The sequence below is a fragment of the Muriicola sp. E247 genome, assembly GCF_041358175.1.
Taxonomy (GTDB): Bacteria; Bacteroidota; Bacteroidia; order Flavobacteriales; family Flavobacteriaceae; genus Muriicola.
The window spans coordinates 1-24,178 of sequence record NZ_JBGKBE010000004.1; the positions used below are offsets into that span (position 1 = coordinate 1).

Here is a 24,178-nt window from a genome sequence, read left to right on the forward strand (position 1 = left end):
GCCCTTCAACCCCTTACCGTTCGCTGAAAAACCCTTATTTTTCGGTATCTGGCAAGAACTTGGGTAAAGTGCAAAAAATCATCGGTGAACGTCACAAACCCTAAAAACCGCTTACCGAAAAAAGGGGTCGTTTATCGGCAGATATCCCACCTGAGAATTCCATTTAAAGCTCTTTTCCCATGTTTTATAATGCCATCTCTACCTAGAACCGCTAAATAGACTGAGAATTCCCTACATTTAATTCCGTGTATTTCATTGACCGGAATCCATCTATACATATAGACTAACTAATCAAAGGGATAAATATCAAAATCAGACAGACCTATGAAATTTAAGCTTCTGGAAGAATTCAAGGAATTTGCCGTAAAGGGAAACATGATAGACATCGCCATAGGGGTGATCATCGGTACCGCCTTTAACAAGGTAGTTGATGTACTGGTAAAGGAGATCTTCCTTCCGCCCCTCTCCTTCTTAACCGATGGCATCAACTGGGAAAACAAGAAATGGGTGATTCGGGAGGCTGTGGTCACTGATGGGGTAGCCAACCCGGAGCAGATCGCAATAGGCTATGGGAAACTTATCGAAGCCTCCTTTGATTTTATCATCATTGGCTTTACCGTCTTTCTGGTGGTTAAGTTTATGAATGCGCTGCGGAACCAGGCCCAGGATCCCAAGGATGTAAAAGTATCTACCCCCAAGGACATAGAGTTGTTAAACCGTATCGCAGAACTAATGGAAAAACAAATTGAACTTACAGAGAAGAAGAAGCCCTGATTTCGGTTCTAAAACCACCTAACCAACATAAACCACTACATGATTAAATTTTTTAGACGAATACGCCAAAGACTCCTAGCTGAAAACAAAGTGAGCCGTTACTTACTCTATGCGATCGGGGAGATCATCCTGGTAGTCATCGGTATTCTCATTGCTTTGCAGATCAATAATTGGAATGAGGAAAAAAATGAAAGCAAGGTAGAATTGACCTATATGCAGAATATGCTGGAAGATCTGGAGGATGATCTGAGCATTTACGAAACAGTCGTTAGTCGCAACAGAGTTATTTACAAGCTTACAGATTCCATTGTGATGGGAATAAAAAAATCGGATCGAAGGGAGAATATAAGGGATCTTTCTTTTTGGGTACGCGATGTAACCATGCAATGGTTGTTTGTAAATCCTGTAGAAAGGACCTTTGAACAAATGAAGAGTTCAGGTCATTTACGGCTAATCAAAGACAAGGATGTAGCAGATGCTATCTCGATCTACTACAGCTCCCTATCTGTATTTAACGGTTATAATGATGCCAGTATGCTTTGGGCCGCTGATTATGTAAAGGCCGTTGGGAAAATTTTTGATGGGGAACTGATGTTAAAGATAATGCGGGAACGAAAGAAACAAGGTGCCAAACCGGAAGACCTCTTATCCGAAGATCCGGTGGTGATCAATGAATTGATTAGCAGTCTGCAATACTTTAACGGTGCCCATACGCTCATTGAGGAGAATTGCCTTAAGCAAGCTAAAAAGGCACAAGATCTTATGGATCTCATCAGTAATAAATATGCCATAAATGATTAAATTCTTCAGACACATCCGCCAGCGCATGCTCAGCGAGAATAAATTTTCAAAATACCTTCTCTATGCCATAGGCGAGATCTTACTGGTGGTCATCGGTATACTGATCGCCCTGCAGATCAACAACTGGAAGGAAGAACAGGCCGAACGCCGGGAGGAAACGGCCATCCTTCATCAATTACACACCGAGTTTACCAGCAATCTCAAACAGCTCGATGAAAAAATAGAGGTAAAGATGGATTTGATCGAGGCCGTTAAAAAGCTATTCCAACAAATCGATCATCCCTCCCTTCGCCAAAAAGATAGTGTGGACCGACTATTAGGTTTGACCATCCCCTACTCTACTTTCGATCCCATAGTAAGCGATCTGGCGAGCTCCGGGAGTTTGCGCCTTATCAGAAGTGATAGCCTGAAACTGCTACTCTCCCTCTGGACCTCCGATGTGATTAGTGTACAGGAAGATGATCTGGGCTGGAAAAAAATCCGAAATGAACTGTATACCCCCTTTTTAATAGAACACTATCAGCTCAGAACCATAAGGCAGGTGGCGATAGAATCAGGATTGATAAAAAATTACCTCATCGAGGCCGGGAATCAGCAAACGGAAGTGCTCGATGAAAGTATCGGACTGTCTAGACACAAGGCAGACATCAATGTACTGCTCGATCATCCAAATTTTGAAGACCTGCTCGAAAGGGCCATATCCACCAACCGATTTGCCCTTTCCCAATCCCTGATCCTAAGAAAACGCATCCTGGAAATTATGGCCCTCCTGGAATGGGAACTGCAGATCAACCAACACAAGAACCACCAACCATGACTAAATTCTTTCTACAAATCCGAGATAATATCTTTCTTGAAAACAGCACGCTGTCATTCCTGCGAAGGCAGGAATCCAATTAGAATAGAAGAATGTATAAAAATGTTCATCAATACTATTTATACATACTCTCAAACAAGTATAATGGAACATTGTATATTGGAGTTACAAACAATCTAGAACGTAGGATGTTTGAGCATAAAAATAAACTTATTGAAGGTTTTACAAAAAAGTATAGTCTTGACCGATTGGTCTATTTTGAAACTTTTCAATATGTTAATGATGCCATACAGCGAGAAAAAAACATGAAAAAATGGAAGCGTCAATGGAAAATAAATGCAATTGAAAAAGAAAATCCCAATTGGGAAGATCTATCTAGTGATTGGCCTAATCTTAAAGAAGTCTAAAACTAACTTATAAGTGGATTCCTGCCTTCGCAGGAATGACAGAATATTTTATATGATGATCAAATTTTTTCGCCAAATACGCCAATCACTAATTATGGAAAACAAAACCTCCAAATACCTCAAATACGCCATTGGCGAGATCATCCTTGTCGCCATCGGTATATTAATAGCACTACAAGTCAATAATTGGAACGAAAATCGACAATTAAGAAAATTAGAGAAAGCCAGTATTACAGCACTTTTTAGTGAATTCAATTCAAATAAGTCGGCTATGGAAAGTTGTAAATATTTAATCTCTGATATGAGATTGTATGGTGACAGCATTCGGATGCAACTCGGACCTCAAAAATCAAATTTAGAAATTGAACAAGTGAATCACTGGTTTGGGGAAATAGGTTTTACGAGAAGATGTGAAATTTCGACAGACGTTTTAAATTCTGGAAATATAAATATCATTTCCAACCCAGAGATTAGAAGAAAAATAAGTAAATGGTCTTCTGTATTAAAGGATCTTGAAAGGGAGGAAAATGAATGGGCACAACAGTTTTCAAGTACAATTACTTCATATTTAAACAAATGGATACAATGGGATGACGTGGATTATAATACGGATTCACGCGATGACCCACGCTATTTCAAATCGCGTTTCTCAATAGATCCAAGAGTAGTTCTACAACAGGTAGAATTTTCCAATATCATGAATAACCATTACTGGAGAATCAAGAGAACTGAAGAGCGAACAATATCTCTCTTACAACAAACGGAAGAAGTTATAGAACTTATGCAAGAAGAATTAGATAAAATATGATAAAATTCTTCCGTCAAATACGATACAGTCTTATGAGTGAAAACCCAACCTCTGCTAAAGCTCCGGCTGGCTCGAAAACAGGTTCGTCCGCCGAAGCTTCAGCGAAGGCGGGCAGGTACCTAAAATACGCCATTGGTGAGATCATTCTTGTTGTTATTGGAATTTTGATAGCCCTAAGCCTGAACAATTGGAATGAAAAGAGAAAACAAGAGGCTGATTTCGATAAACTAATCGATGCTTTGGAAAATGAAATTATAGAGATTATTGATGAAGCAAATTACGAAATTGCCTGGGCCAGAGAGGTGCAAAGCAATGCCTCAAAAATTCTTCTTAATGAAATATCCAGAAAGGAATTATTAGAGGACGGTAATTTAAGAGGATTAATTACTTTAAACAGATTAGATATAAATTCAGATGATGTTAGTTCACTGGTTAACAGACAAGAAGACTTCCCTGAGAATTATAAAGTTTTAATACCTCACTTAAAAAACTATCTGAAAATAGAAGAGCGCTATACCGAAAGTGAAATTGAATACGGAGAACAAATAACCGGATATACCGACTTTTTAATAAAAACCCAGCCCTGGTTTTCAGCAATTAATGTAGTGGTTTTGGATTCTGCTGCTCTAAATAAAAGGGTTGATTTTATTCTCAAGAATCCTGTCTATAAAAATTACCTTACAAGCTATGTCGATGGTTACAAGTACTCACTAAGAGAAATGATCGGGGTGCGGAGTGCCTGCCTCGCAATTTTAGCGGAAATTAAAAGAATCAGAGGAGATTTTAAAGCAGATGACATAAAAGAGCTTTTTGGAAAATATAATATCACACCATATACTGAAATAGGGTGCGAAGAGTCTGAGAAGCCAACTGGTTATTTTAATGAGCCCCCAACATATTTACCATTATTTAATTCTTCCAATGAAATAAGCACGGTTAAATGGATTGATTACGGGGATAATTCAGTTCAAGAAATTCAATTAAAACCAGGCGAATTAAAGATCAATCCTGCATCTAAACGTATGCCGGAAAATGTTGTACTCGAAATAATTCGAAATGGAGAATGCATCATGAAATATCAGGCAAAAGAAAATGGCTTTTTATTAGTTCAATAGTATGATTAAATTTTTCCGAAAATAAACATGCAAGCATATTTCTGTAATTAATATTAAATTAATAGGTCTTGCTTGTCACATCGAGCGGAGTCGAGATGTGAGATCTTAAAATGGCTAATGAATAAATATTATGTCTACATACTAAGGTGTTCGGATGGCCTAACATATATTGGCATGACGAATAACATATTAAAGCGTCTTGAGGAACATCAAATTGGATTGAATAAAACGTGCTTTACATATCATAGAAGACCAGTAAATCTTATATTTCATCAAGAATTTAATGAGGTAAGTCAGGCCATCTATTTTGAAAAGAGAATCAAGAATTGGAGTGCAAAAAAGAAACATGCTTTAGCTCATGGCGACTTCAATCTATTAAAACTATTGGCCCAATGCAGAAACGTCTCGCATTCAAATAATCACAATAAGAAAGTGGGTCTCGACTCCGCTCGACCTGACAATACGAATTAATCATGATCAAATTTTTTAGAAAAATACGCCAAAGACTCCTAGCTGAAAATAAAGTGAGCCGTTACTTACTCTATGCGATCGGGGAGATCATCCTGGTGGTCATCGGTATTCTAATCGCCCTGCAGATTAACAACTGGAACGAAGGCAAGAAAGAAGCTAAAATGGCCAGAAACTACCTTATCGGAATTAAAAACGACCTGAAAAAAGACAATGACCTTTTAGACAGCCTGATACAAACCTATGCCAATGAGATCAGCCTTATTAATGAAATGGACAAAAGCTTTGAAGATCCTGTTTACGAAGGAGAAACCTACAAAAGTCTCTTTATTTCTCCAGACACCTCCCTGATGAAGTATATATTCTACCGGGGAATCTCCTTCAGACCCATCACGGCCACCTATACTTCCATGATCGCCGATGGCCGCTCCGGCCTGATCAAAAACAGGGAACTCTTCGAAGGCATACAGGAAATCTACGACGAACGCCATTCCCGGATGGCCAGTGTATACGAATCCTTTAAACCCAGTGAAAACAGAATCCACTGGACGTATGGCTACGAAAAGAAAAACTGGACGTACAGGGATCTGCTGGCTTCCAGAGAGGATAAAATCTTTATAGATCTTTTTAATTTTGTTGAGGCTAAATATTTCTACACCCAGCATTTATTCAACCTGCGGAAAAAAAACAAAGAACTCATTGCATTGATTGAACAGGAAACCAAAGAATAATATGCTTAATTTATTCTCGTAAATCAGATATCTAAAATGCACATTATTCTCATCCCGGTCATAAAATTCAGAAGGTCACTTACCTTTTTGATGATTCTGTTCCTCTCCTTACAGGCATACGCCCAGCAGGAACCGTTAAAAATTGGGGTAGTCGGACTTACACATACCCACGTACACTGGATACTGGGCCGGGAAGACCGGGGCGATATTGAGATCGTGGGCATTGTTGAACCCAACCGCGACCTGGCAAGTAGATATGCCAAACAACACAACTTCCCCATGAGCCTGGTCTATGATACCATGGAGGAAATGATCACAGCCACCCAGCCCGAGGCCGTAACCGCCTTTGGGACCATCTATGAACACTTGCAGGTGGTGGAGACCTGTGCACCTCTTGGCATCCATGTGATGGTGGAAAAACCCCTGGCAGTAAGCCTCGATCACGCCCTAAAAATGCAGGCCCTGGCCCATAAACACAACATCCATCTACTCACTAATTACGAAACCACCTGGTACCCTTCTAACCACAAAGCCTACGCCCTTTTAAAATCCGGAAAAATAGGAGATCTCCGCAAGGTGGTGGTCCGGGACGGGCACAGGGGACCTAAAAAAATTGGGGTAAACAGTGAATTCCTGGAATGGCTTACCGACCCGGTACAAAATGGCGGAGGAGCCCTGATGGATTTTGGATGCTACGGGGCCAACCTCCTCACCTGGCTACAGGAAGGAACAAGGCCTGAGACGGTCACTGCCGTTATACAACAGCAGCAAATAGAAAACAACCCCCTTGTAGATGACGATGCTACCATCATCCTCACATATCCTCAAAGCAATGCTATTATACAGGCCTCCTGGAACTGGCCCATAGGAAGGAAAGACATGGAAATCTACGGCCTTACAGGTGCCTTGTATGCCGATAACCGCAACGATCTCCGATTGCGGATTGCCGAGGGCTATGATGGGTTTCAGGAAGAAAAATATCAGCTGGAGGAAAGGCAAGCTCCCTATGACGATCCCTTTGCGCTTTTTGCAGCGGTGATCAGGGAGGAGATTATACTCCCTCCCTATGCCCTCTCCTCCCTGGAGAACAATATGGTGGTCATGGAAATCCTCGAAGCCGCCAGGGAAAGTGCCACAACCGGAAGAACGGTCGTTCTAAGCGAATAGTTCAATTACAAATAGCTTTACTTCCCTGCATCATGCAGCTTTGAAATTCCTTTGTTTTAGGAAAAACCACAATAAACTTAGTCCCCTTAAAAATGGAATATCCCGTAGTTCTTTGCATTAAAACACATCAGGGGCACCCGGCCATAGCCTTCCATCCGCTTTACCATGTCCCTGTGGAATAAGTGAGAAGCAAGGCTCTTGTGTTCCCTTTCCAGCATGGCAATCATATCGGCATTGGCCATGCCCAGGTAGAGCTTCAGGTCGGTAAATACATCCTCAGAAGACAGGAAGTCGAATTCCATCGGACTGTACTCAATATGCTTTCTGAGCTTTTCCTCAAGAAGTTTTTTCTGTACTTCCGTAATGGCCCGTTGAGGGTTGGATAAATGCACGATCCTGATTTTAGCCTTAAATGGCTTTGCCAATTCCGTTAGTTTATCAATGGCCCCCAGATCCTCCTCTTCAAAGTCGGTGGCATACACAATGGTCTTAATCCTGATATCACCGGCATCCGCAGGGATACTTAAGACCGGGCAGGGCGATTTCTCCAGCAGGTTTTGGGTCGTACTGCCCAATAGTACCTCCCGCAGGGCACTGCCCTCCTTCATCCCTGTAATGATCATAAAGGCATCAATCTCTTTAGCCTTGCTGACGATAGCGTCTTCAACCGACTTGCCTTCCAGAGCTGCTGTCTCAATGTTCAGGGTATCCATCTCCCCGTCTAAGGTCGATTTGCAGAATTCCTGCAGTTTTGCATTGTGCTTTTTAAAGGCGTCCCCTTCTATACCTGGGAAAGGGTCTTCAGCCTTAAAGTTTAAATGGTCTAAGAGGGTGGGATAGTCAAATACGTGAATGACCAGTAGGCGGGCCTTTAATCTGGTACTCAGGGCATGGGCGTATTTCAGGGCAGCAGATGAGTTTTTGGAATAGTCTGTGGCGTATAGTATTGTTTTCATTTGAGTGCTGTTTTTATAGAATAACACCCAAAATTACTGCCCCTGAAAAAGGTGAACAATGATTTTAATCACCCCATGTGATTTCTGATACAGGTCATTTGGAAGTGATTAATTCCTGCTTATAATGTGTTCGTAAATTCCCAACCGGATTTTTCCATGCCGGCATTTAAAAATGGGCAAATAAATGATTATATTAAGTAGGGGAAGTGTTATCAGTTCCAAGGCTTAATAAGGCACAGAAAGGCTGAAAATACTGACCGTGCTTTATGATGTAACCTTAAAATCACTTGTCATGAAATCTCTGCAGAAAATTTTAACGGAAATCACCCAGCTTACCGCGAATATTGAAACCAATTATCCGGAACTCTATGATTATCTGGAGGAAAACCCCATGACCCTCCCTGTAAAAGAAGAGCCTCATATGGAAAAAAAGGTCATGGAAGACTATCTGGAGAGCTTAAAACTATTACTGAAGCATCATTTGGAAACGCATACGGGTAAAAAAAAGTAAAAATAATTCCTACATTCGATTAATGGGAGAAATTGCATCATCAGACCGGCAGATCACATTGTTTTACAGTTCCGGTTCAAGCAGGGCCAAACAGACGCTGGCGTATGCCAAAGCGGAGGGTTTACCGATACGGGAAATAGACATCTCAAAAACCCCGCTTACCGGCACCCAGATCGCCGAGTTGGCAGGGCGTTTAAAAATGGAGATCAAAGACCTGGTAAACCAGGAGCACCCTTCTTATCGTTCGCAATTTGGGCAGCACGACTATTCTGCGGATGACTGGATCAAAATGATCCGCAACCACCCCGAGATCCTTAAACAACCCATCGCCCTCAGGGGAGATATCACCATCCTGGTGGAAACTCCTACTGATATTATTAAAATATAAAAGTCATTCTTTTTAGAATCCGTCTACCTCAGATTCCCTGGTCATATCGAATATAAAATTCCAAGCACCAAGCACCAAATTCCAAACTTACCATCAGCATGCCCCTGCTTAGTATTCCACCCCCCTTGGAATTTGTTATTTGAGATTTGGAATTTGTTATTTCCCGAGATAGCTGCTCGGGCGTAATAATTCTTTAAATTAGGGCATGATTAAGTTTTTTAGGAAAATTAGATATGAACTTATGAGTGAAAATAAAACTGGGAAATACCTCAAATACGCCATTGGTGAGATCATCCTGGTGGTGATAGGAATTTTAATTGCACTTCAAATCAATAATTGGAATGAGAGCAATAAAATAGATAAGTCCATAGCCAGTCATCTGGAAATACTCAGGCAGAATTTAATAGAAGACCAGACGCAATTGCAGAGTTTAAAGGAAAATATGACTGAAAACATAAAATGTGCCGATTCTTCAATGGCGCAAATTAAGACGCTTGTACCCCTCAATAATTCCATGAAAAAATATTTGATCTTGCTGGTACGGGAATTTCAGTTTAGCCCAAATACCAATGGGATAGAAACAATGACCCAATCGAATGAAATACCGGCATTAGATACCGAATTACGAACTGCTGTGCTCAATTATTACGCCTTAATAGAGCGGACAGAAGAGCGGGAACTTATTTCTAATACACAGATTCAGACCAAGTTAGAACCTTATATAAATGGGGAATACGCGGTGATCTTCCAGAAGGACAATGAGTTCGAATTTATGTCGTCATTTTACAAGGACGATCCTAGACCCACCTCTTCAATTGACGAGGATAAAATCCTTAATGATAAAACCCTGGAATCCCTGCTGGTTTCGAGATATTACCAATGTATTGCCTTAGAAGATTTTTATAGTGAATTAATTGAATCCTCGGATAAAATACTATCTATAATCAACTCAGAAGAATAACATAAGTACCCTTAAGCAATAGCAAAACTTGCCGCCTGTCAGGTCGAGCACCTGCCTCAGGTGCCTTTGTCATATCGAGCGCCTGCCTGCCTATGGCATGGGAGTCGAGATGTGACATTAGCAAAGTGTTTCGATCCAAGAGAGTTTTGGAATTTGTTATTTGTTATTTGGAATTTGCCCGCAGGGCCCTTGTTGATAATTCCTAAAAAGAAGTAAGAAAAAACGTTTTAAATTTTGTCCCTGTTTTGGTAATATTACTAAAGATTATAGTATTGCTTTAATTGGATAAGAATACAGGAAGTATTTACTAGCATATTTATTGTTCTCTGTGAGCTGAAAAAGGAGCCAACCACACGGTCAAGTTCATCTCATTTTGCCCGATCCTCACAAAATAAAAAGAGCTTTCACTTTGCCAACGCTCACTGACTGAGTTTCATAAAATGTTGATATATTTGCATTAAATGCTGATTAAAATGAATAAAAAGTCAATTAATAGACTCAAAGCAGTTTTAGCGGAACACGAAAAAACCAACAAATGGTTGGCGGAAAAGCTCGAAAAAAACGAAACGACGATTTCAAGATGGTGTACAAATGAAGTTCAACCTTCTTTAGAAACATTATTGAAAATTAGCGAATTGTTAAAAATCGACTTAAAGGAGTTAATTATATCAACTCAAAAAGATTAAGCAGATGAAATTAGAACTCAAAATAGAAGACAATAAAATCTTTGCACCTCTTAAAGACAAATGGCTTGTCTTGACACCAGAGGAAAAAGTACGACAATCATATATCTGTAGACTAGTAAATCATTATGGATATGCACTGGACCAAATGCAACAAGAAGTAACAGTTGCCGAAGGCAATAAAAGAGGCACTGGCAGAGCCAATGCTGATATTGTTGTCTGGAAAAATAAAGATGAAGTTGAGAATAAAGCACCTTCAATTGTTGTGGAATGTAAGGCCGACAACATTAATATTGTTGAAGGAGATTATTTTCAAGGTTCGCATTATGCTCGTTATGTAAAATCACCATTTTTTGTTACAACCAATCTAAAACATACTAAAGTTTTCAAGGTAAATCTTGATGGTTATCCTAAAGATTTGGAAGATGAAATTTTAGACATTCCAACTTTTAATGATTTACAAAGTGATAAGAAAGTTAAAGACTTATTAACTCAAACCAAAGCTTTTACAAGAGATGAGTTTAGTAACCTACTTTTTCGATGTCATAACATAATTAGGAACAACGATAAGCTTTCACCAGAAGCTGCTTTTGATGAAACAAGCAAAATTTTGTTTATGAAAATTCGATATGAGCGAAATCCTGATGAGGAAAACATATTCTCTCTTAAACAATTTAAAAAACAAGAAGCTCAATACGAAAAGAATATAAGACCGATTAACGTAAAAAGAAATGGACCAAAAGACGACATACCATATATGGACTATTGGTTTGAGTTAACTAAAGATGAGTTTAAAGATGATGACCTTTTCGATTCAAACGAAAAAATAAAAATCAAACAAGCAAGTTTTGAGGCAATTGTAAAAGCATTAGAGATTTATAATCTTTCAACTACTTCTGATGATGTCAAAGGAATTGCATTCGAAAAATTCCTTGGTAAAACATTTCGAGGGGAATTAGGACAATTCTTTACGCCAAGAACAGTTGTTGATTATATGGTGGAAATCCTTGACCCACAAGAAGGAGAAACAGTTTGCGACCCTTGTTGTGGAAGTGGTGGGTTTTTAATTAAAGCTTTTGAATATGTAAGAAGCAAAATTGAAAATGAAATCAAGGTAGCTAAAGACAATATCAAATTAAAATACTACACAGATGAATATTACAAGGCTTCTAAAAAAGAGCAAGAAAAAATAGACCAAAAGGTTAACGACCAATTTACGTTACTCAACTCTGAATTGGATATTTTAAATCCTGAAAGCAGATTAAGACGACTTTCTTACGATTGCATATATGGAACAGATGCTAATCCACGAATGGCTCGAACTGCAAAAATGAATATGATAATGCACGGAGATGGACACGGAGGAGTTCATCATCACGATGGATTATTAAACGTCAATGGAATTTTTGATGGTCGTTTTGACATTATCCTTACAAATCCACCTTTTGGAGCAAGAGTTGAAAAATCTCTGAAAATAACAGAACAAGATAAATACACTGATACAGAAAGAATTGCCAAATACAAAAATCGTTATGGTGACGAATACACTAAAGCATTAAAACAAATCAACGATAATATCGGAAAAGCGGTCTTGAGCTTATTTGATACAGGTAAAATGAGCAGTCTTACGGAAGTTCTGTTTATTGAACGTTGTATTGATTTATTGAAACCAGGTGGAAGAATGGGAATAGTTTTACCAGAAGGCGTTTTAAATAACACGAAACTTCAAAAAGTTCGTGATTACGTTGTAGGGAAAGCCAAAATTGTAAACATTACGTCCATTCCACAAGATGTGTTTATTGCTTCAGGAGCAACTGTAAAACCAAGTTTACTTTTCTTCAAAAAGTTTTCAGAAGACGAAGTAAAAGAGTATGCTACAATTTTGGAAACGGCAAAGACTAATGCCAAAAATGAACACAGAAAAGAAATAGCTGAACTTCAAGAAAAGATAAAAACTCGCGGACTTGACAAAGAAGAAAAAAAAGAACTACGAGAAAAACTAAAGCAGATTCAACAACAAATGGAAGACGAAATTAAGTTGGAATTAAAAACCAATTTTGATTACGAAATCCCTATTGTAGAAGTAGAAAAAGCAGGTATTAGCACCACAGGTGCAAAAATTGAAAACGAATTAGAGCCAGTTGCAAAGGAATTTACCAAGTATAGAATTGAAAAACAACTTTGGAATGAGCATTATACAAAAGTGCAATATGATGAATATGACGACAAATTTCAGCGTGTTGTAGCATTTGGAGAACCAGAAACATTTTATACAAAGTATGCAAACATCAACCAATAACACAAAGGAATGGTTTAAAACAGTCCCGTTTAGTGATGTTGTGTTATGGGATGTAAAACGCTATTCTTTTGAAAAAATAAAATCACAATATCCAATTGTAAAATTAGGATTGCACATTCAAGAAGAAAGCCACAAAGTAAAATTGGCTGATTTTCCTGATGACGAATTCGGCATTTTGGGTGTAAACAACAAAACAGGAATTTTTGATTCTTACAAAGAGAAAGGTTCAAACATCAACCAAGCCTACAAAAAAATGGAAAAAGGTTGGTTGGCTTACAATCCATACCGTATTAATGTTGGAAGTATTGGATTAAGAACAGAGGAACACGAAAACGAATATATAAGTCCTGCTTATGTAGTTTTTAGCTGTAAAGAAACATTATTGCCTGATTTCCTATTTAAACTCTTTAAAACAAATAGATTTAACACAGTTATAAATGCAAGTACAACAGGTTCGGTAAGACAAAACCTAACAATGGATATTTTAAAGTCTTTAGATATACCATTGCCGCCAATTGAAATTCAAAAGGAATTATTAGACATCTATTATCAAAAACAAGAAAAAGCAGCTTCGTTTAATAATAAAATCAATGATAAGAAACAGGAAATTGAACAAATTATTGAAGATGAATTATTCATAAAATTTCCTGCTATAAAAGCTAAAAAGGTTGGTATGTATTTTAATCATTTTTCTGAAGTGAGTAGATGGGATGTATGGGTAAACGAAGAAAATGGAGTGAGTGAAAAATATAGAAATGGCACTCTTCAAGAAGTAGTGATTGGTAATCCTATGTATGGAGCTAATGTTAAATCTATAGACAAAGAAACGAATACAAGATATATTCGAATCACTGATATAAATGAAGATGGCACTTTGAATGACGACATCGTATCTGCTGAAAAAGTAGAAAAGAAATACCTTCTAGATGAAAATGATTTTTTAATTGCTCGTTCAGGTAATACCGTTGGAAAAACATTTCTCTACAAAGATGATATTGGTAAAGCAATTTTTGCTGGCTACCTTGTGAAGTACATTTTGAATACTCAAAAAATAATACCCGAATTCTTATTATACTTTACTAAAAGTAGGATTTTTAAAAACTGGATAAAATCAAATCAAAGAATATCTGGTCAACCAAATATTAACGGTCAAGAGTATTTGTTCTCACCTCTTGTTATTCCACCAATGGAAATTCAATCAGCTATTGTCAGTCGTATCTCTATTATAAAAAATGATATACAAGAATTGAAGTCAAAAGTTGCATCTAATATAAATGAAAGCATCAATGAAATTGAAAAAAACTTGTTTGAGATATGAGATTGCAGCAATTAAAAATAAACACACGTTTTAAAAATTTAGAAGATTTTGAAATAGACTTTTCTAATAAAGAAGGCATTACCGTTTTAATCGGCAATAATGGAAGTGGTAAGAGTAATATTTTAGAAGCTATTAGTAGTGTTTTTGCAGGTTTATACAATAACAGACGTAACCCAAGTTTTGAATACGAACTTTCATATACAAAAGACACATTTAATATTGAAGTAAAATTTGAAGCTGGTAGTTATGAAACCAAAATAAATGGAAGCATTGCTTCATTACGCCCTGAACATTTACCGAATCAATTAATTGCTTCGTATAGTGGTGAAGAAAGCAGATTATGGGATAAATATTATTTTCCTTTTTACAAAGATTATATTGATGCTATTAAAGGTTCAACAGTTCCAGATTCTGAATTAATCTTCATCAATAAATATTACTGGAATATTGCTCTTTTAGTTCTTCATTTTTATGATTTTGCAGCTTTCACAGATATTAGAAATTTTTGCAAGGACACCTTAGGAATTGATGCAATTAACAGCATAACTTTTGACTTTAACATTCCGAAACTGAATACTTGGTCTGCCAACCCAGTTAAAAATATGCTTGAAACTTTGAATCCTACAAATGCAGCATCAATAACCATAACGTTAGAAGAGTTTAAGAATAGATTGAACTTCATAAATGAGATTGATTTGTTCAAATACCTTGCTGCTGCTTTTATGCCTCAAGACGACAAGGTCATCACTAGAATTGAGATTGACTATAATACAGGACTTAAAGCAGAAAGTTTAAGCGAAGGTGAAAAGAAACTATTGCTAATAATGTTAATTTTAGAAGTAATAGGAGATGAAGATTCATTGATACTTTTAGATGAGCCCGATAGTCATATTCACCTTTCAAACAAAGTGCAAATTGAAAAGCTTTTAAAAGCATATTCTAACCGCGAAAATATTTTGACAACTCACTCACCTACTCTAACTCATAATTTTGACTTGAAACACATTACAATGCTTTCAAAAAAAGACAATAATGACGCCCAAGTTGAAGAAATGGAAAAACAGAAAATCGTTTATGAGTTAACAAAGGGAATTTGGAGTTATCAGGAGCAAAACATCTTTCTAAACTCACTGAATGACATACTTTTAGTTGAAGGAAAAACTGACGAAGTTTTTCTAAAAAAAGCTTTAGACGTTTTAAAACAGACAGAACCGGGGTACGCAAATCTTGAATTTGAATATTTGCCTTGTGGAGGTGCTGATGGTGTGAAGTTATTAGCAGAAAAATTCACTCCAAAACCAGGTCAACAAATAATCGCCTTTTTTGACAGTGATGAATCAGGATGGAGTGCGGTAAATAAAATTTTTGATAGAACCAGTGAGAAATCCTTTGGCGCAAATAATTTCAATGGTTATAGAAAAAAGGGTGATATATGGATTGCGGTTTATCCAATCAGACAATGGTATAGAGGTGGTTTAAAATTTAATGTTGAGGACTATTTTAGTAAAGAGTTATTAAATCGATATGTTTTGAATTCTTTTAAAGGATTAGATTCGATAGTAACTAAAAGACAAGTAAAAAGGCATTTAGAGAAGGATTGCAACGAATTTCCTGACACGGAATTTAGACACTTTAAAAAAGTGTTTGATTTGATTTTAGAAATTAAAACGAAATAATGCCAACGCTTAAAGCCATACACATTTGCAATTCGCTCAGACCAATGTAAAAAACTAAAAATTACAAAAATTATTTCTTTACCAAAGCTGATTGAAAAACGCAATGATAAAACCCTCTAGTAAATTAAGTTGATAACCATTTTCAATAGCTTTTGATTCAATAAACCAACCCCATGCCCAACACAACCACCCCCTGCCCCAAATGCGCTTCCCCTTACGGGTATTCCCTGGGCAACGCCATATACGCCTGCACGGAATGTTTCCACGAATGGAATCCTGAGGAAAAACCCGAGGAAGAGGGCGCTAAAGTGGTAGATGTAAACGGGAATGTACTTGCCGATGGAGATTCGGTGATCGTCATCAAAGACCTTCCTGTAAAAGGGGCTCCAAAACCCGTAAAGGCAGGCACCAAAGTAAAGAACATCCGCCTGGGAGAAGGCGACCATAATATCGACTGCAAAATAGATGGCTTTGGCTCTATGGGACTCAAATCTGAGTTTGTCAGGAAGGCATAATTTAAAAAACTCTTATCAAAAACATATATTAGCAACTCATAGCGCAAACGTATTAACGCTTAACACACGGTCCTAAAATCATATGAAATCCTTTACCTCCCTAATGCTCCTCTTCCTTGTCTTTAACTGCATGGCTCAGGAGAAAAAAATATGGGCCAAATCTTACCTCAACAAAAAGGCCCCGGAACTAATCGTAGAACAATGGCTTTCTGAAACCCCTGATACAAAAGGAAAATTTGTCTTAATCGATTTCTGGGCTACCTGGTGTGCCCCCTGCAAACGGGCCATCCCAAAACTCAACGCCTTTAACCGCCTGTTCCACAACGAACTGGTGGTAATCGGAATAAGCGATGAACCCTGGTTTAAAGTAAGAAAACAAAAGAACCCTGCCGTTGAATATTTCAGTGCCATCGATTCCCGGAAACGGATGAAACGCAAATATAAAATACAAGCTATCCCCCATTGCGTCATTATAAATCCCGAAGGTATCGTGGTCTGGGAAGGCTTTCCCGAACAGCCTGGATTTGAACTTACCACAGAGGTGATCCGGGAGCTGTTAAATAACGGGTAAAAAGACTATAGCGCTGCAGAAGACCCGATACTAGATCATTCTTAGCTGAGCACGCTAATGCCTAATCACTGCACATCTCTCCAAAACTTAAATACCCTCAATAGCAGGCATCATAAGAACAATCCAAATTCTTAGCCCCTATTTTAAGTTTGGTTCAAAAAAGTACGATTTGATTTACAAGGAATAAAAAAAGTATTTTTATAAAACACCAACTCTTGTTTAAATGAAAAAGGCTCTTTTTATACTCCTTCTATTCCCATTACTATTATTTTCTCAAAACAATATAAAAGCTGATAGTTTACTAAATATCTATAACAGTCTCCCAGACAATGCCGATAAGGTTTACATACTAGACAGACTGCACTATGCCACATTATACAATGATGTTGAGTTGGCTAAAAAATATGCCTTCGACATGCTTGATCTGGCGACGAAACTAAATGAAACCGAGGAAATTGGATATGCAAATTTTAATATAGGCACCAGTTTTAGACAAGTGGGACAGAAAGATTCTGCCATAATTTTCTTTAAAAAAGCCAAGTCAATTTTTGAAACTAATGGTTACACAGAAGGAGAAGCTTTGGTTAACAGTGCTTTCGGAACTATAGCTCTTGAAAAGGGAGATCATGATCTTGCAATAGAGCTTACCCAAAAAAATATCGCTATTGAGGAAGCAAACAACAATCCCACGGGAATAGGTTTAGCATATAAGTTTATGGGGTTAATATTTAGAGAAAAAGGAGATTATGAAAAAGCACTCGACTATTCCTATAAAGCATTAAAACTCATTACAAAACCTTATAATAGATTGGAAAGAGCGGATACCTTATCTGAAATAGGTAGGATAGAGTCTGAATTAGGAAATTATAAAAATGCCAATAAGTATTTATATGAGGCCAGGGCGATTTATGAAGAAGAAAATGATCTAGATTTTCTAGCCCAATGCCTTATGAATATTGGCGGTAATTATTATCATCTCAAAGCCTATGACAAAGCCGAAAAGATCCTTGTGGAAGCGCTGCAGTTAGCTCGCGAAATGCAAAGCAAAGCTAATGAAGGTCTAACGCTTATTGAGTTAGGCAAAACTTATGTTCGATTAAACCAACCTGACAAAGCGCTTAATTGTTTAAAAACCGCTATGGATCTTGGTAAACAAAACGCCCGTATTATGGATGTAATTGTATCTGCTTATCAAATCAGTGAGTTTTATTATGAGGACAATAGTACCGATATGGCATTACAATATGCTAATAATGCTATTAAACTAGCTGATTCTGTTGACTTACCAAATATGCTCTCACTATCATACAGATTGCGTTCAAACATTCATCAAAAAAAGAATGCTTTTAAACCTGCTTTGGAAGATTTTAGGAAGTTCAAGATCATACAAGATAGTTTGTTTCATATTGAAAAAACGAAAGAAATAGAAAAGCTTAAAACGATCTATGAAACAGAAAAAAAGGAATTACAGATTGCCCAACAAGAAACTGCAATTTCTCTTCTTGAACAGGAAGCCAGGATAAATGACTTGCAAAGATTGCTTTTGGGTGGAGGGCTTATACTGTCACTTTTATTTTTTGGCCTGGGTTTTTATGCCATTCGTCAAAAAATGAAGCGCAATCGTTTGGAAAAGGAAAAACTGGATGCTGAATTAGCTTTTAAAAAGAAAGAACTCACCACGCATGCCTTGCACCTGGCCAAAAAGAACGAGGTTTTAGAGAACTTAAAAAAACAAGCAAAAACCCTTAAAGCAGCATCCAAAGAGAGTAAAGGCTATCAGGAGCTTATTAAAACCATAAATTTCGACCAGCAGGATGACAGAAGCTGGGAAAACTTTACCCAATATTTTGAGCAGGTTCACAAGGATTTTAGTTCTAACGTTAAGATGAAATACCCTGAAGTGACAAAAAATGAACTTCGGTTTATGGCACTTTTAAAAATGAATATGTCTTCAAAAGAAATTGCCACCATATTAAATATATCTACTGAAGGGGTAAAAAAAGCGAGACAACGCCTGCGAAAAAAAATGGATTTAACCCCTCAGGATTCTCTGGAAACCGCTGTATTAGCGATTTAATTCATTTCACATAAGGTCTCAAAACCCCTGTAAACATTCGGTTTAACAGGGTGTACCCCCTTTGTACCCCTTCCTTTTTTTTATACTCATTATCAACCACTTAGGTTTGCCTTGTCATTAAGTTGACAAACAAGTTTTGTGGAGTCTTGCTCTGGTTAGGGCTGCAGACTAAACCAGAAGCAAGTCACTCCAAAAACTAAACACAAATCCACAAAACAATGTATTATGAAAACTTATGTAAATCGAAAAGTCCTTAGTGTTTGCACTTTACTATTTCAGCTTGTATTAGTTGCAAGCTTTACTTCCTGTTCGGTAGAAGATCCGGAAACATGCGATGGCAATGGTTGGCTAACCATAACTAACGACAACCGCTCTTATGATCTTCACATTTACGAAAATGCTACCAGCGTAGACCGCTCAGACAGAGACGGGGATCATATTATAAATCCGCAGGGTAAAGAAACAATTACATTACCCGAAGGTCCCTATACGCTCTATCTGAGATATGAAACCAGTAATGGTCAATGGACTACCGTAGATAGTAGTTTGGAAATTGACATATACAGCTGTCAGGAAGAATTCCTAAGATATTCAAATTAACCTCTATAAAATATAATAATCATGAGATCTATATATAAAATCCACAACCTTAAAATAAACACTCTGTGTTTGTTAATTATAAGCGCAATGACCCTTTTGGTTTCCTGTAGCAAAGAGGAAACATGTGATATCTCTACCACATTAACCATTAAAAATAACGAAAGTTTTTACCCACTCTACGTATACTTTATTGAGGAAAGTTCTGACACAAGCGGTATTGTAGAAAATGATTTACCTCCAGATTATATTATCCCTTCCAGACGATCAGAGAATATCATTTTACCTCCTGGGGTATACATGCTCTACACTTTTGTTTATGAAAGAGAAAGATGCTCCAGGTGTCAGGATAAGCAGCATGATAATACCATCTCTCAATATGAGGTTACAAAGTGCGAGAACACCCTTTTAGAATTTCCTGACCTGGATTTAGATAGGAACTAATCTAAACCCACATTAATTGATAAACTTTATAAATCCACAAAAATGAAAACGCTAATAAAAACAATTCAAATTTTAGGAATAGGCATACTACTAAGCTCTTGTGTTACATCAAAGAATTATGCCAATAGAATTAATACATGGAGAGGAGCCGACGTAAATACCTTAATTAACAGCTGGGGACCGCCTAGTGACATTTACGAAATGCCAAATGGGAGTAAGATGTATACGTATTTGTATGTAAATAATTCCCTGGTAACTACCAGACAAAACCCATTTGCTGATGAAACATACCAAATGGCAACACAAAATTATTGCCAAACATCATTCACAGCCAATGAAAACGATGTTATCGTGAGTACTACTTTTAAAGGAACTTCCTGTATTTCCCTAAAGTAAAAACGTCAATATTTGGTGGTATGGTTTAGTTGTAAAATAGCTGATAAGCCAAGTTAAAACGATTCACCGTATTCTCGATAAACCCTGAGAATATGGTGTTTCGCTTTTGTGAACCTTTATTGTATAGCAGACGTTTGCTCAATTTTTTATTTCTTTTTAAAAATAAAAACCTCTGGTAAATTAAGACGATGACCACTTGCAATGCCCCCTGATTCGATAAGTCAAAAACATTTATAGAAAGTAAGCTGTTCTTATGCTAAATTTATATTCATGAAACGGCCTCAACTATTTTTTTATGTCTCCCTCCTCCTATTTTTAGTGTGTAGTTATCTGCTGTTTTCGGCTTCACCCCTTCTAAATTTCCCCCTCGGAAAAAATGATACACTCCCGTTGGGTTCATTTAGTACCTGGGCCATCATGATCTCCCTGCCCTTTGTCCTCTACTGGGGCAGCAGCAGGTTCAGGACACCGAAGGGTAAGGCCTACAAGGTATTATCCCTTTTCCTGAAAATCCTTATTGTACTTGGTATTTTATGGCTACCCCTCTCCTATTTTCTTGCGGGAAATATGAACTTTAATTTCAGTGAAGTGGATTCCTTCCGGGGTGGCCAGCTGGCCATGAAAATTTTCTGGGTTTTCAGCACAGGAATTCCCCTGAGTTCCATTTTAGTGCTGCTGGTACATGGATTATTATTTATATTTAAAAAATAGAAATGGTATTTCCCCTTATCGCATGAAAAAAAAATTACCCTTCCTTTTCCTTACATTATCCTTATTCTTTTCCCAACTCACCTCCGCCCAGTATGTCAGTGAACGCTCAATAGATGTAGTCGCAGGCTATGGCCTGAGCGTCCCCTATGACGACGTAAACGTTACAGGTACCGGTTTTTACATGCAGGGGGAATACGTCCACCCCATTACCACCTGGTTTGAACTCCGCCCCTATGCCGGGGTCATCTTTGCCAAAACCCGCTTTAGGGATGATGAACCGCCCGGGCCACGCTTTCGCTCAGATTCAAACGGTGCCCTGCTGGGTGGGAAGGCCCGCCTCGTAGCGCCCATTCCCTGGGTGGCCCCTTATGTGGAAGGCGGGATAGGGGTATCCATAGGCAGTTTTGAGACCTTTTCTTCTGGTACCGACCTCCAGGCCAGTGGCCTTATCTACCATATCCCCTTCGCTCTAGGCCTCGCCCTGGGGCCTGAGAATAATTTTGATGTTGCCTTTACCTACTATTTCCACCCCACCGTAAGGCAATTTGCCGGGGCAGCCGCCTTTGGGGTCTCTATTCCTCTAGACTAGGAAAAACTATTAAGCCTGGAATCTCGTGTTAAAATATCCTGAGTTCTTTTTCGTTAGCTCCTTAGAAAAATCAACAATTTAACACTCATATTAAAGCACAAAACATGAAAAATATTCTTGTTCTTTTAATTGTCCTTGCACAAACCACCCTGGCCTTTGCCCAACCTCCTGCGGAGACAAGCACCGTCTATTTTACTCGCGCCAGTGCCCTGGGGGCCCTGATCAACTTTACCTATTTTGACGGGGAAGAAGCCATAGGAAAGTTTAACGGCCTTGGCTATTTTGTCTATGAATGCGAACCGGGGAAACACCTTTTCTGGGCTCGTTCTGAAAACAAATCCTTTGTGGAAGCCGAGTTGCAGGCTGGAGGCACCTACCTGATCGATGTAGTACCAAAGATGGGCGGACTCAAAGCGAGTGTTCGACTTATCCCTGTGGATGTATCAGACTATAAAATGAAGAAGATACAGAAACTGGTCACCAAACAAGAAGCCAGAACTTTTTCAGAAGAAAAACTGGCAGAGATACAGACCGATATGGCCGAAGTGATCGCCCGCGGGATGGAGAACTACGAAAAGATGCAGGAAAAGGGAAAAGATGTAAAACAACTTAGCCCCGAAATGACCATTACCGAAGACGACCTGGTCTTTGTAAAGAAAAGCAAAAAGTAAATACCTAAAGTGAAAACAAGTGGTTCGGATCCGGGCAATTGGCCCGGTAGAACCCTTTTTCCGATACCAGGCAAACTCCGGGATAGTCGCCCTGCATCCCTTGCATATTAAGTATCAATTGAAAATGCAGATGGGGCGCATAGTTAACATTAACTTCCGGCGTACCTAATGTAGCCAGGACTTCGCCTTTTTTAAAAGGTTTTCCCGGATACAAACCGTCTAGGGATTCCAGCGACAAATGCCCGTACAGGCTGTGGAATACCACCCCCTTTACCGTATGCTTTAAAATGATAGTAGGGCCGTAATCTCCTTTTATAGCATTGTTCTTAAAGCTGTGTACCTCGCCATCTATAGGCGTGAGTACTTTGGTCCCGGCCTCCGCCCAGAAGTCGACCCCCAAATGCACATCTCTTGGCTCCTCCCCTTTCGAAAAAGCCTCATTCCCGCTGTAGAGGTTTCGCCTCTCCAGATAGCCGCCATAGGCCACCCTGGCATTGTTCCCTGCTAAGACCGAATCGATATACTCCTGGCAGGCATTAGGATCAGAGAGGTCGATTCCCTCAAGTGCGTTGTTGTCCACACTGAGATCAAGGGGAGTATATTCCCTGAAGGAAATGGAAGCGTCAAGCACTGGGCCGGCTTGAATTGAAGATAGGATGTGAGGAATATCTGCCAATTACATCGTCTTTTAAAAGGGTAAGATAGGCCATTCTCCCCGGATAATTAACACTGCTTTAACCCCATTTTTTGTAAGGTTTTATACCTTCCCCGTACAAAAAAGCTAAAAATTGCTATGAAATTGCTAAAAACTACCCTTTTTGCCCTCCTTGCCCTGGTCTCTGTAAGTTGCCAGTCGAAAACCAAAACCCCTGCCCAGGCACAACCCGAACCGGAGCTGCAGGCTGAAAAGATCACCAAGGCCGAGCTGCAGGAATACGAGACTGCCTATTTTGCTAGTGGTTGTTTCTGGTGTGTAGAGGCCATTTTTGAAAGTGTCAAAGGCGTAAAAGAAGCCGTATCGGGCTATGCCGGAGGAACAGAAGAGAATCCTACCTACCAGCAGGTAAGTTACGGTCGCACTTCCCATGCTGAGGCGGTAGAAGTTTATTACGATCCTGAAAAAGTCTCCTTCTTTGAGCTGGTACAGGTATTTTTTGGTTCCCATGATCCTACCACCTTAAACCGGCAGGGACCAGACCGGGGTCCTCAGTACCGTTCCATCGCCTTTTACGAGAATGAGGAAGAAAAAAAGATCATAGAAGCCTATCTGAAGGCTTTGGAAGAGAGTGGTGTCTATGGCGAACCCATCGTTACCGAAATTAAGCCTCTGACCACCTTCTGGGAGGCCGAAGACTACCACCAGGACTACGAGCGCAAGCATCCCAATGATTCCTATATCAGGAACGTCTCCATCCCCCGTCTGAATAGGTTTAAGGCAAACTTTAAGGACTATCTGAAGGAAGATGCCCACTAAGAGCATGATACCAGAAATACGCCTGGCAAGGCCAGGGTTGATCAATTTATTTAAACTATTTTCTTACTATTTAAGAATTGGTTTCTTACGTTTTTTATCGAGATTTTCATGAAAACTCAATATGAATGGGGATAAATTGTATCTTTAATCTGCTAAAGAAACCCCAAGTCTATGGCAAATGTGCCGCTTAGTACCCCACTATTGCGGGCCTCAGTTGGTGCCACCTTGCCGTAGCGAACTTTAAACCTGTTGA

General features: G+C 38.7%; 28 protein-coding genes. 26 read left to right on the forward strand and 2 right to left on the reverse strand.

What is annotated here, in order from left to right:
• Positions 1-324: 324 nt before the first annotated feature.
• From mscL to ACA086_RS07605, 9 genes are all read left to right on the forward strand, one after another.
• Complete coding sequence (mscL, locus tag ACA086_RS07565; protein ID WP_371002730.1) at positions 325-774, forward strand: large conductance mechanosensitive channel protein MscL; 450 nt, start codon at positions 325-327, stop codon at positions 772-774.
• Between the two features lie 39 nt (positions 775-813).
• Positions 814-1,575, forward strand: a complete 762-nt coding sequence (locus tag ACA086_RS07570) for a DUF6090 family protein (RefSeq protein WP_371002731.1) — start codon at positions 814-816, stop codon at positions 1,573-1,575.
• The gene (locus ACA086_RS07575) at positions 1,568-2,392 is read left to right on the forward strand and encodes a DUF6090 family protein (protein WP_371002732.1); all 825 of its coding nucleotides are present in this window, start codon (positions 1,568-1,570) and stop codon (positions 2,390-2,392) included. Before ACA086_RS07570 ends, ACA086_RS07575 begins: the two co-directional genes overlap by 8 nt.
• A gap of 92 nt (positions 2,393-2,484) precedes the next feature.
• Positions 2,485-2,799 (forward strand): GIY-YIG nuclease family protein, encoded by a 315-nt coding sequence (locus tag ACA086_RS07580; protein ID WP_371002733.1) that lies wholly within the window; start codon positions 2,485-2,487, stop codon positions 2,797-2,799.
• A gap of 94 nt (positions 2,800-2,893) precedes the next feature.
• On the forward strand, positions 2,894-3,607 hold the full coding sequence (locus ACA086_RS07585; protein ID WP_371002734.1) for a hypothetical protein: 714 nt from the start codon (positions 2,894-2,896) through the stop codon (positions 3,605-3,607).
• A 32-nt stretch (positions 3,608-3,639) separates the two neighbouring features.
• Entirely contained in the window at positions 3,640-4,722 is a 1,083-nt protein-coding gene (locus ACA086_RS07590; RefSeq protein WP_371002735.1) for a DUF6090 family protein, read from the forward strand.
• A 174-nt stretch (positions 4,723-4,896) separates the two neighbouring features.
• Positions 4,897-5,193, forward strand: a complete 297-nt coding sequence (locus ACA086_RS07595; RefSeq protein ID WP_371002736.1) for a GIY-YIG nuclease family protein — start codon at positions 4,897-4,899, stop codon at positions 5,191-5,193.
• Positions 5,194-5,195: 2 nt separating this feature from the next.
• On the forward strand, positions 5,196-5,921 hold the full coding sequence (locus ACA086_RS07600; RefSeq protein ID WP_371002737.1) for a DUF6090 family protein: 726 nt from the start codon (positions 5,196-5,198) through the stop codon (positions 5,919-5,921).
• 36 nt (positions 5,922-5,957) lie between these two features.
• A complete protein-coding gene (locus ACA086_RS07605; RefSeq protein WP_371002738.1) occupies positions 5,958-7,088 on the forward strand; it encodes a Gfo/Idh/MocA family protein in 1,131 nt (376 codons plus the stop codon).
• An 86-nt stretch (positions 7,089-7,174) separates the two neighbouring features.
• Here ACA086_RS07605 and ACA086_RS07610 read toward each other — a convergent pair whose 3' ends face one another.
• The gene (locus ACA086_RS07610) at positions 7,175-8,044 is read right to left on the reverse strand and encodes a universal stress protein (RefSeq protein ID WP_371002739.1); all 870 of its coding nucleotides are present in this window, start codon (positions 8,042-8,044) and stop codon (positions 7,175-7,177) included.
• Positions 8,045-8,336: 292 nt separating this feature from the next.
• On the opposite strand from ACA086_RS07610, the gene ACA086_RS07615 reads away from it, so the two are divergent.
• The 16 genes from ACA086_RS07615 to ACA086_RS07690 all read left to right on the forward strand — a co-directional run bounded on the left by ACA086_RS07615 (position 8,337) and on the right by ACA086_RS07690 (position 22,451).
• A complete protein-coding gene (locus ACA086_RS07615; RefSeq protein ID WP_371002740.1) occupies positions 8,337-8,555 on the forward strand; it encodes a hypothetical protein in 219 nt (72 codons plus the stop codon).
• A 22-nt stretch (positions 8,556-8,577) separates the two neighbouring features.
• Complete coding sequence (locus tag ACA086_RS07620) at positions 8,578-8,943, forward strand: arsenate reductase family protein (protein WP_371002741.1); 366 nt, start codon at positions 8,578-8,580, stop codon at positions 8,941-8,943.
• Positions 8,944-9,184: 241 nt separating this feature from the next.
• Complete coding sequence (locus ACA086_RS07625; RefSeq protein WP_371002742.1) at positions 9,185-9,904, forward strand: DUF6090 family protein; 720 nt, start codon at positions 9,185-9,187, stop codon at positions 9,902-9,904.
• A 473-nt stretch (positions 9,905-10,377) separates the two neighbouring features.
• Entirely contained in the window at positions 10,378-10,590 is a 213-nt protein-coding gene (locus ACA086_RS07630) for a helix-turn-helix transcriptional regulator (RefSeq protein WP_371002744.1), read from the forward strand.
• Between the two features lie 4 nt (positions 10,591-10,594).
• Positions 10,595-12,886 (forward strand): N-6 DNA methylase, encoded by a 2,292-nt coding sequence (locus tag ACA086_RS07635; RefSeq protein WP_371002745.1) that lies wholly within the window; start codon positions 10,595-10,597, stop codon positions 12,884-12,886.
• Positions 12,867-14,204 (forward strand): restriction endonuclease subunit S, encoded by a 1,338-nt coding sequence (locus tag ACA086_RS07640; RefSeq protein ID WP_371002746.1) that lies wholly within the window; start codon positions 12,867-12,869, stop codon positions 14,202-14,204. The genes ACA086_RS07635 and ACA086_RS07640 overlap by 20 nt, the downstream gene beginning before the upstream one ends.
• Positions 14,201-15,880 carry an ATP-dependent endonuclease gene (locus ACA086_RS07645; RefSeq protein ID WP_371002747.1) on the forward strand — a complete coding sequence of 560 codons (1,680 nt, stop codon included), beginning with the start codon at positions 14,201-14,203 and terminating at the stop codon, positions 15,878-15,880. The genes ACA086_RS07640 and ACA086_RS07645 overlap by 4 nt, the downstream gene beginning before the upstream one ends.
• A gap of 173 nt (positions 15,881-16,053) precedes the next feature.
• On the forward strand, positions 16,054-16,395 hold the full coding sequence (locus ACA086_RS07650; protein WP_371002748.1) for a zinc ribbon domain-containing protein YjdM: 342 nt from the start codon (positions 16,054-16,056) through the stop codon (positions 16,393-16,395).
• An 82-nt stretch (positions 16,396-16,477) separates the two neighbouring features.
• Complete coding sequence (locus ACA086_RS07655; protein ID WP_371002749.1) at positions 16,478-16,966, forward strand: TlpA family protein disulfide reductase; 489 nt, start codon at positions 16,478-16,480, stop codon at positions 16,964-16,966.
• A gap of 223 nt (positions 16,967-17,189) precedes the next feature.
• A complete protein-coding gene (locus ACA086_RS07660) occupies positions 17,190-19,043 on the forward strand; it encodes a tetratricopeptide repeat protein (protein WP_371002750.1) in 1,854 nt (617 codons plus the stop codon).
• 225 nt (positions 19,044-19,268) lie between these two features.
• Positions 19,269-19,643 (forward strand): hypothetical protein, encoded by a 375-nt coding sequence (locus ACA086_RS07665; RefSeq protein ID WP_371002751.1) that lies wholly within the window; start codon positions 19,269-19,271, stop codon positions 19,641-19,643.
• Positions 19,644-19,664: 21 nt separating this feature from the next.
• Positions 19,665-20,084 carry a hypothetical protein gene (locus tag ACA086_RS07670; RefSeq protein ID WP_371002752.1) on the forward strand — a complete coding sequence of 140 codons (420 nt, stop codon included), beginning with the start codon at positions 19,665-19,667 and terminating at the stop codon, positions 20,082-20,084.
• A gap of 42 nt (positions 20,085-20,126) precedes the next feature.
• Positions 20,127-20,480 carry a hypothetical protein gene (locus ACA086_RS07675; RefSeq protein WP_371002753.1) on the forward strand — a complete coding sequence of 118 codons (354 nt, stop codon included), beginning with the start codon at positions 20,127-20,129 and terminating at the stop codon, positions 20,478-20,480.
• Positions 20,481-20,870: 390 nt separating this feature from the next.
• Complete coding sequence (locus ACA086_RS07680; protein WP_371002754.1) at positions 20,871-21,191, forward strand: hypothetical protein; 321 nt, start codon at positions 20,871-20,873, stop codon at positions 21,189-21,191.
• A gap of 22 nt (positions 21,192-21,213) precedes the next feature.
• Positions 21,214-21,780, forward strand: coding sequence for a hypothetical protein (locus ACA086_RS07685; RefSeq protein WP_371002755.1), 567 nt, complete (start codon positions 21,214-21,216; stop codon positions 21,778-21,780).
• Positions 21,781-21,884: 104 nt separating this feature from the next.
• Positions 21,885-22,451 (forward strand): hypothetical protein, encoded by a 567-nt coding sequence (locus tag ACA086_RS07690; RefSeq protein ID WP_371002756.1) that lies wholly within the window; start codon positions 21,885-21,887, stop codon positions 22,449-22,451.
• Positions 22,452-22,455: 4 nt separating this feature from the next.
• On the opposite strand, the gene ACA086_RS07695 is transcribed toward ACA086_RS07690, so the two are convergent.
• Complete coding sequence (locus ACA086_RS07695) at positions 22,456-23,127, reverse strand: peptidoglycan DD-metalloendopeptidase family protein (protein WP_371002757.1); 672 nt, start codon at positions 23,125-23,127, stop codon at positions 22,456-22,458.
• Between the two features lie 117 nt (positions 23,128-23,244).
• Between ACA086_RS07695 and msrA the strand changes: the two genes are divergently transcribed.
• Positions 23,245-23,925, forward strand: a complete 681-nt coding sequence (gene msrA / locus ACA086_RS07700) for a peptide-methionine (S)-S-oxide reductase MsrA (protein ID WP_371002758.1) — start codon at positions 23,245-23,247, stop codon at positions 23,923-23,925.
• Positions 23,926-24,178 lie beyond the last annotated feature (253 nt).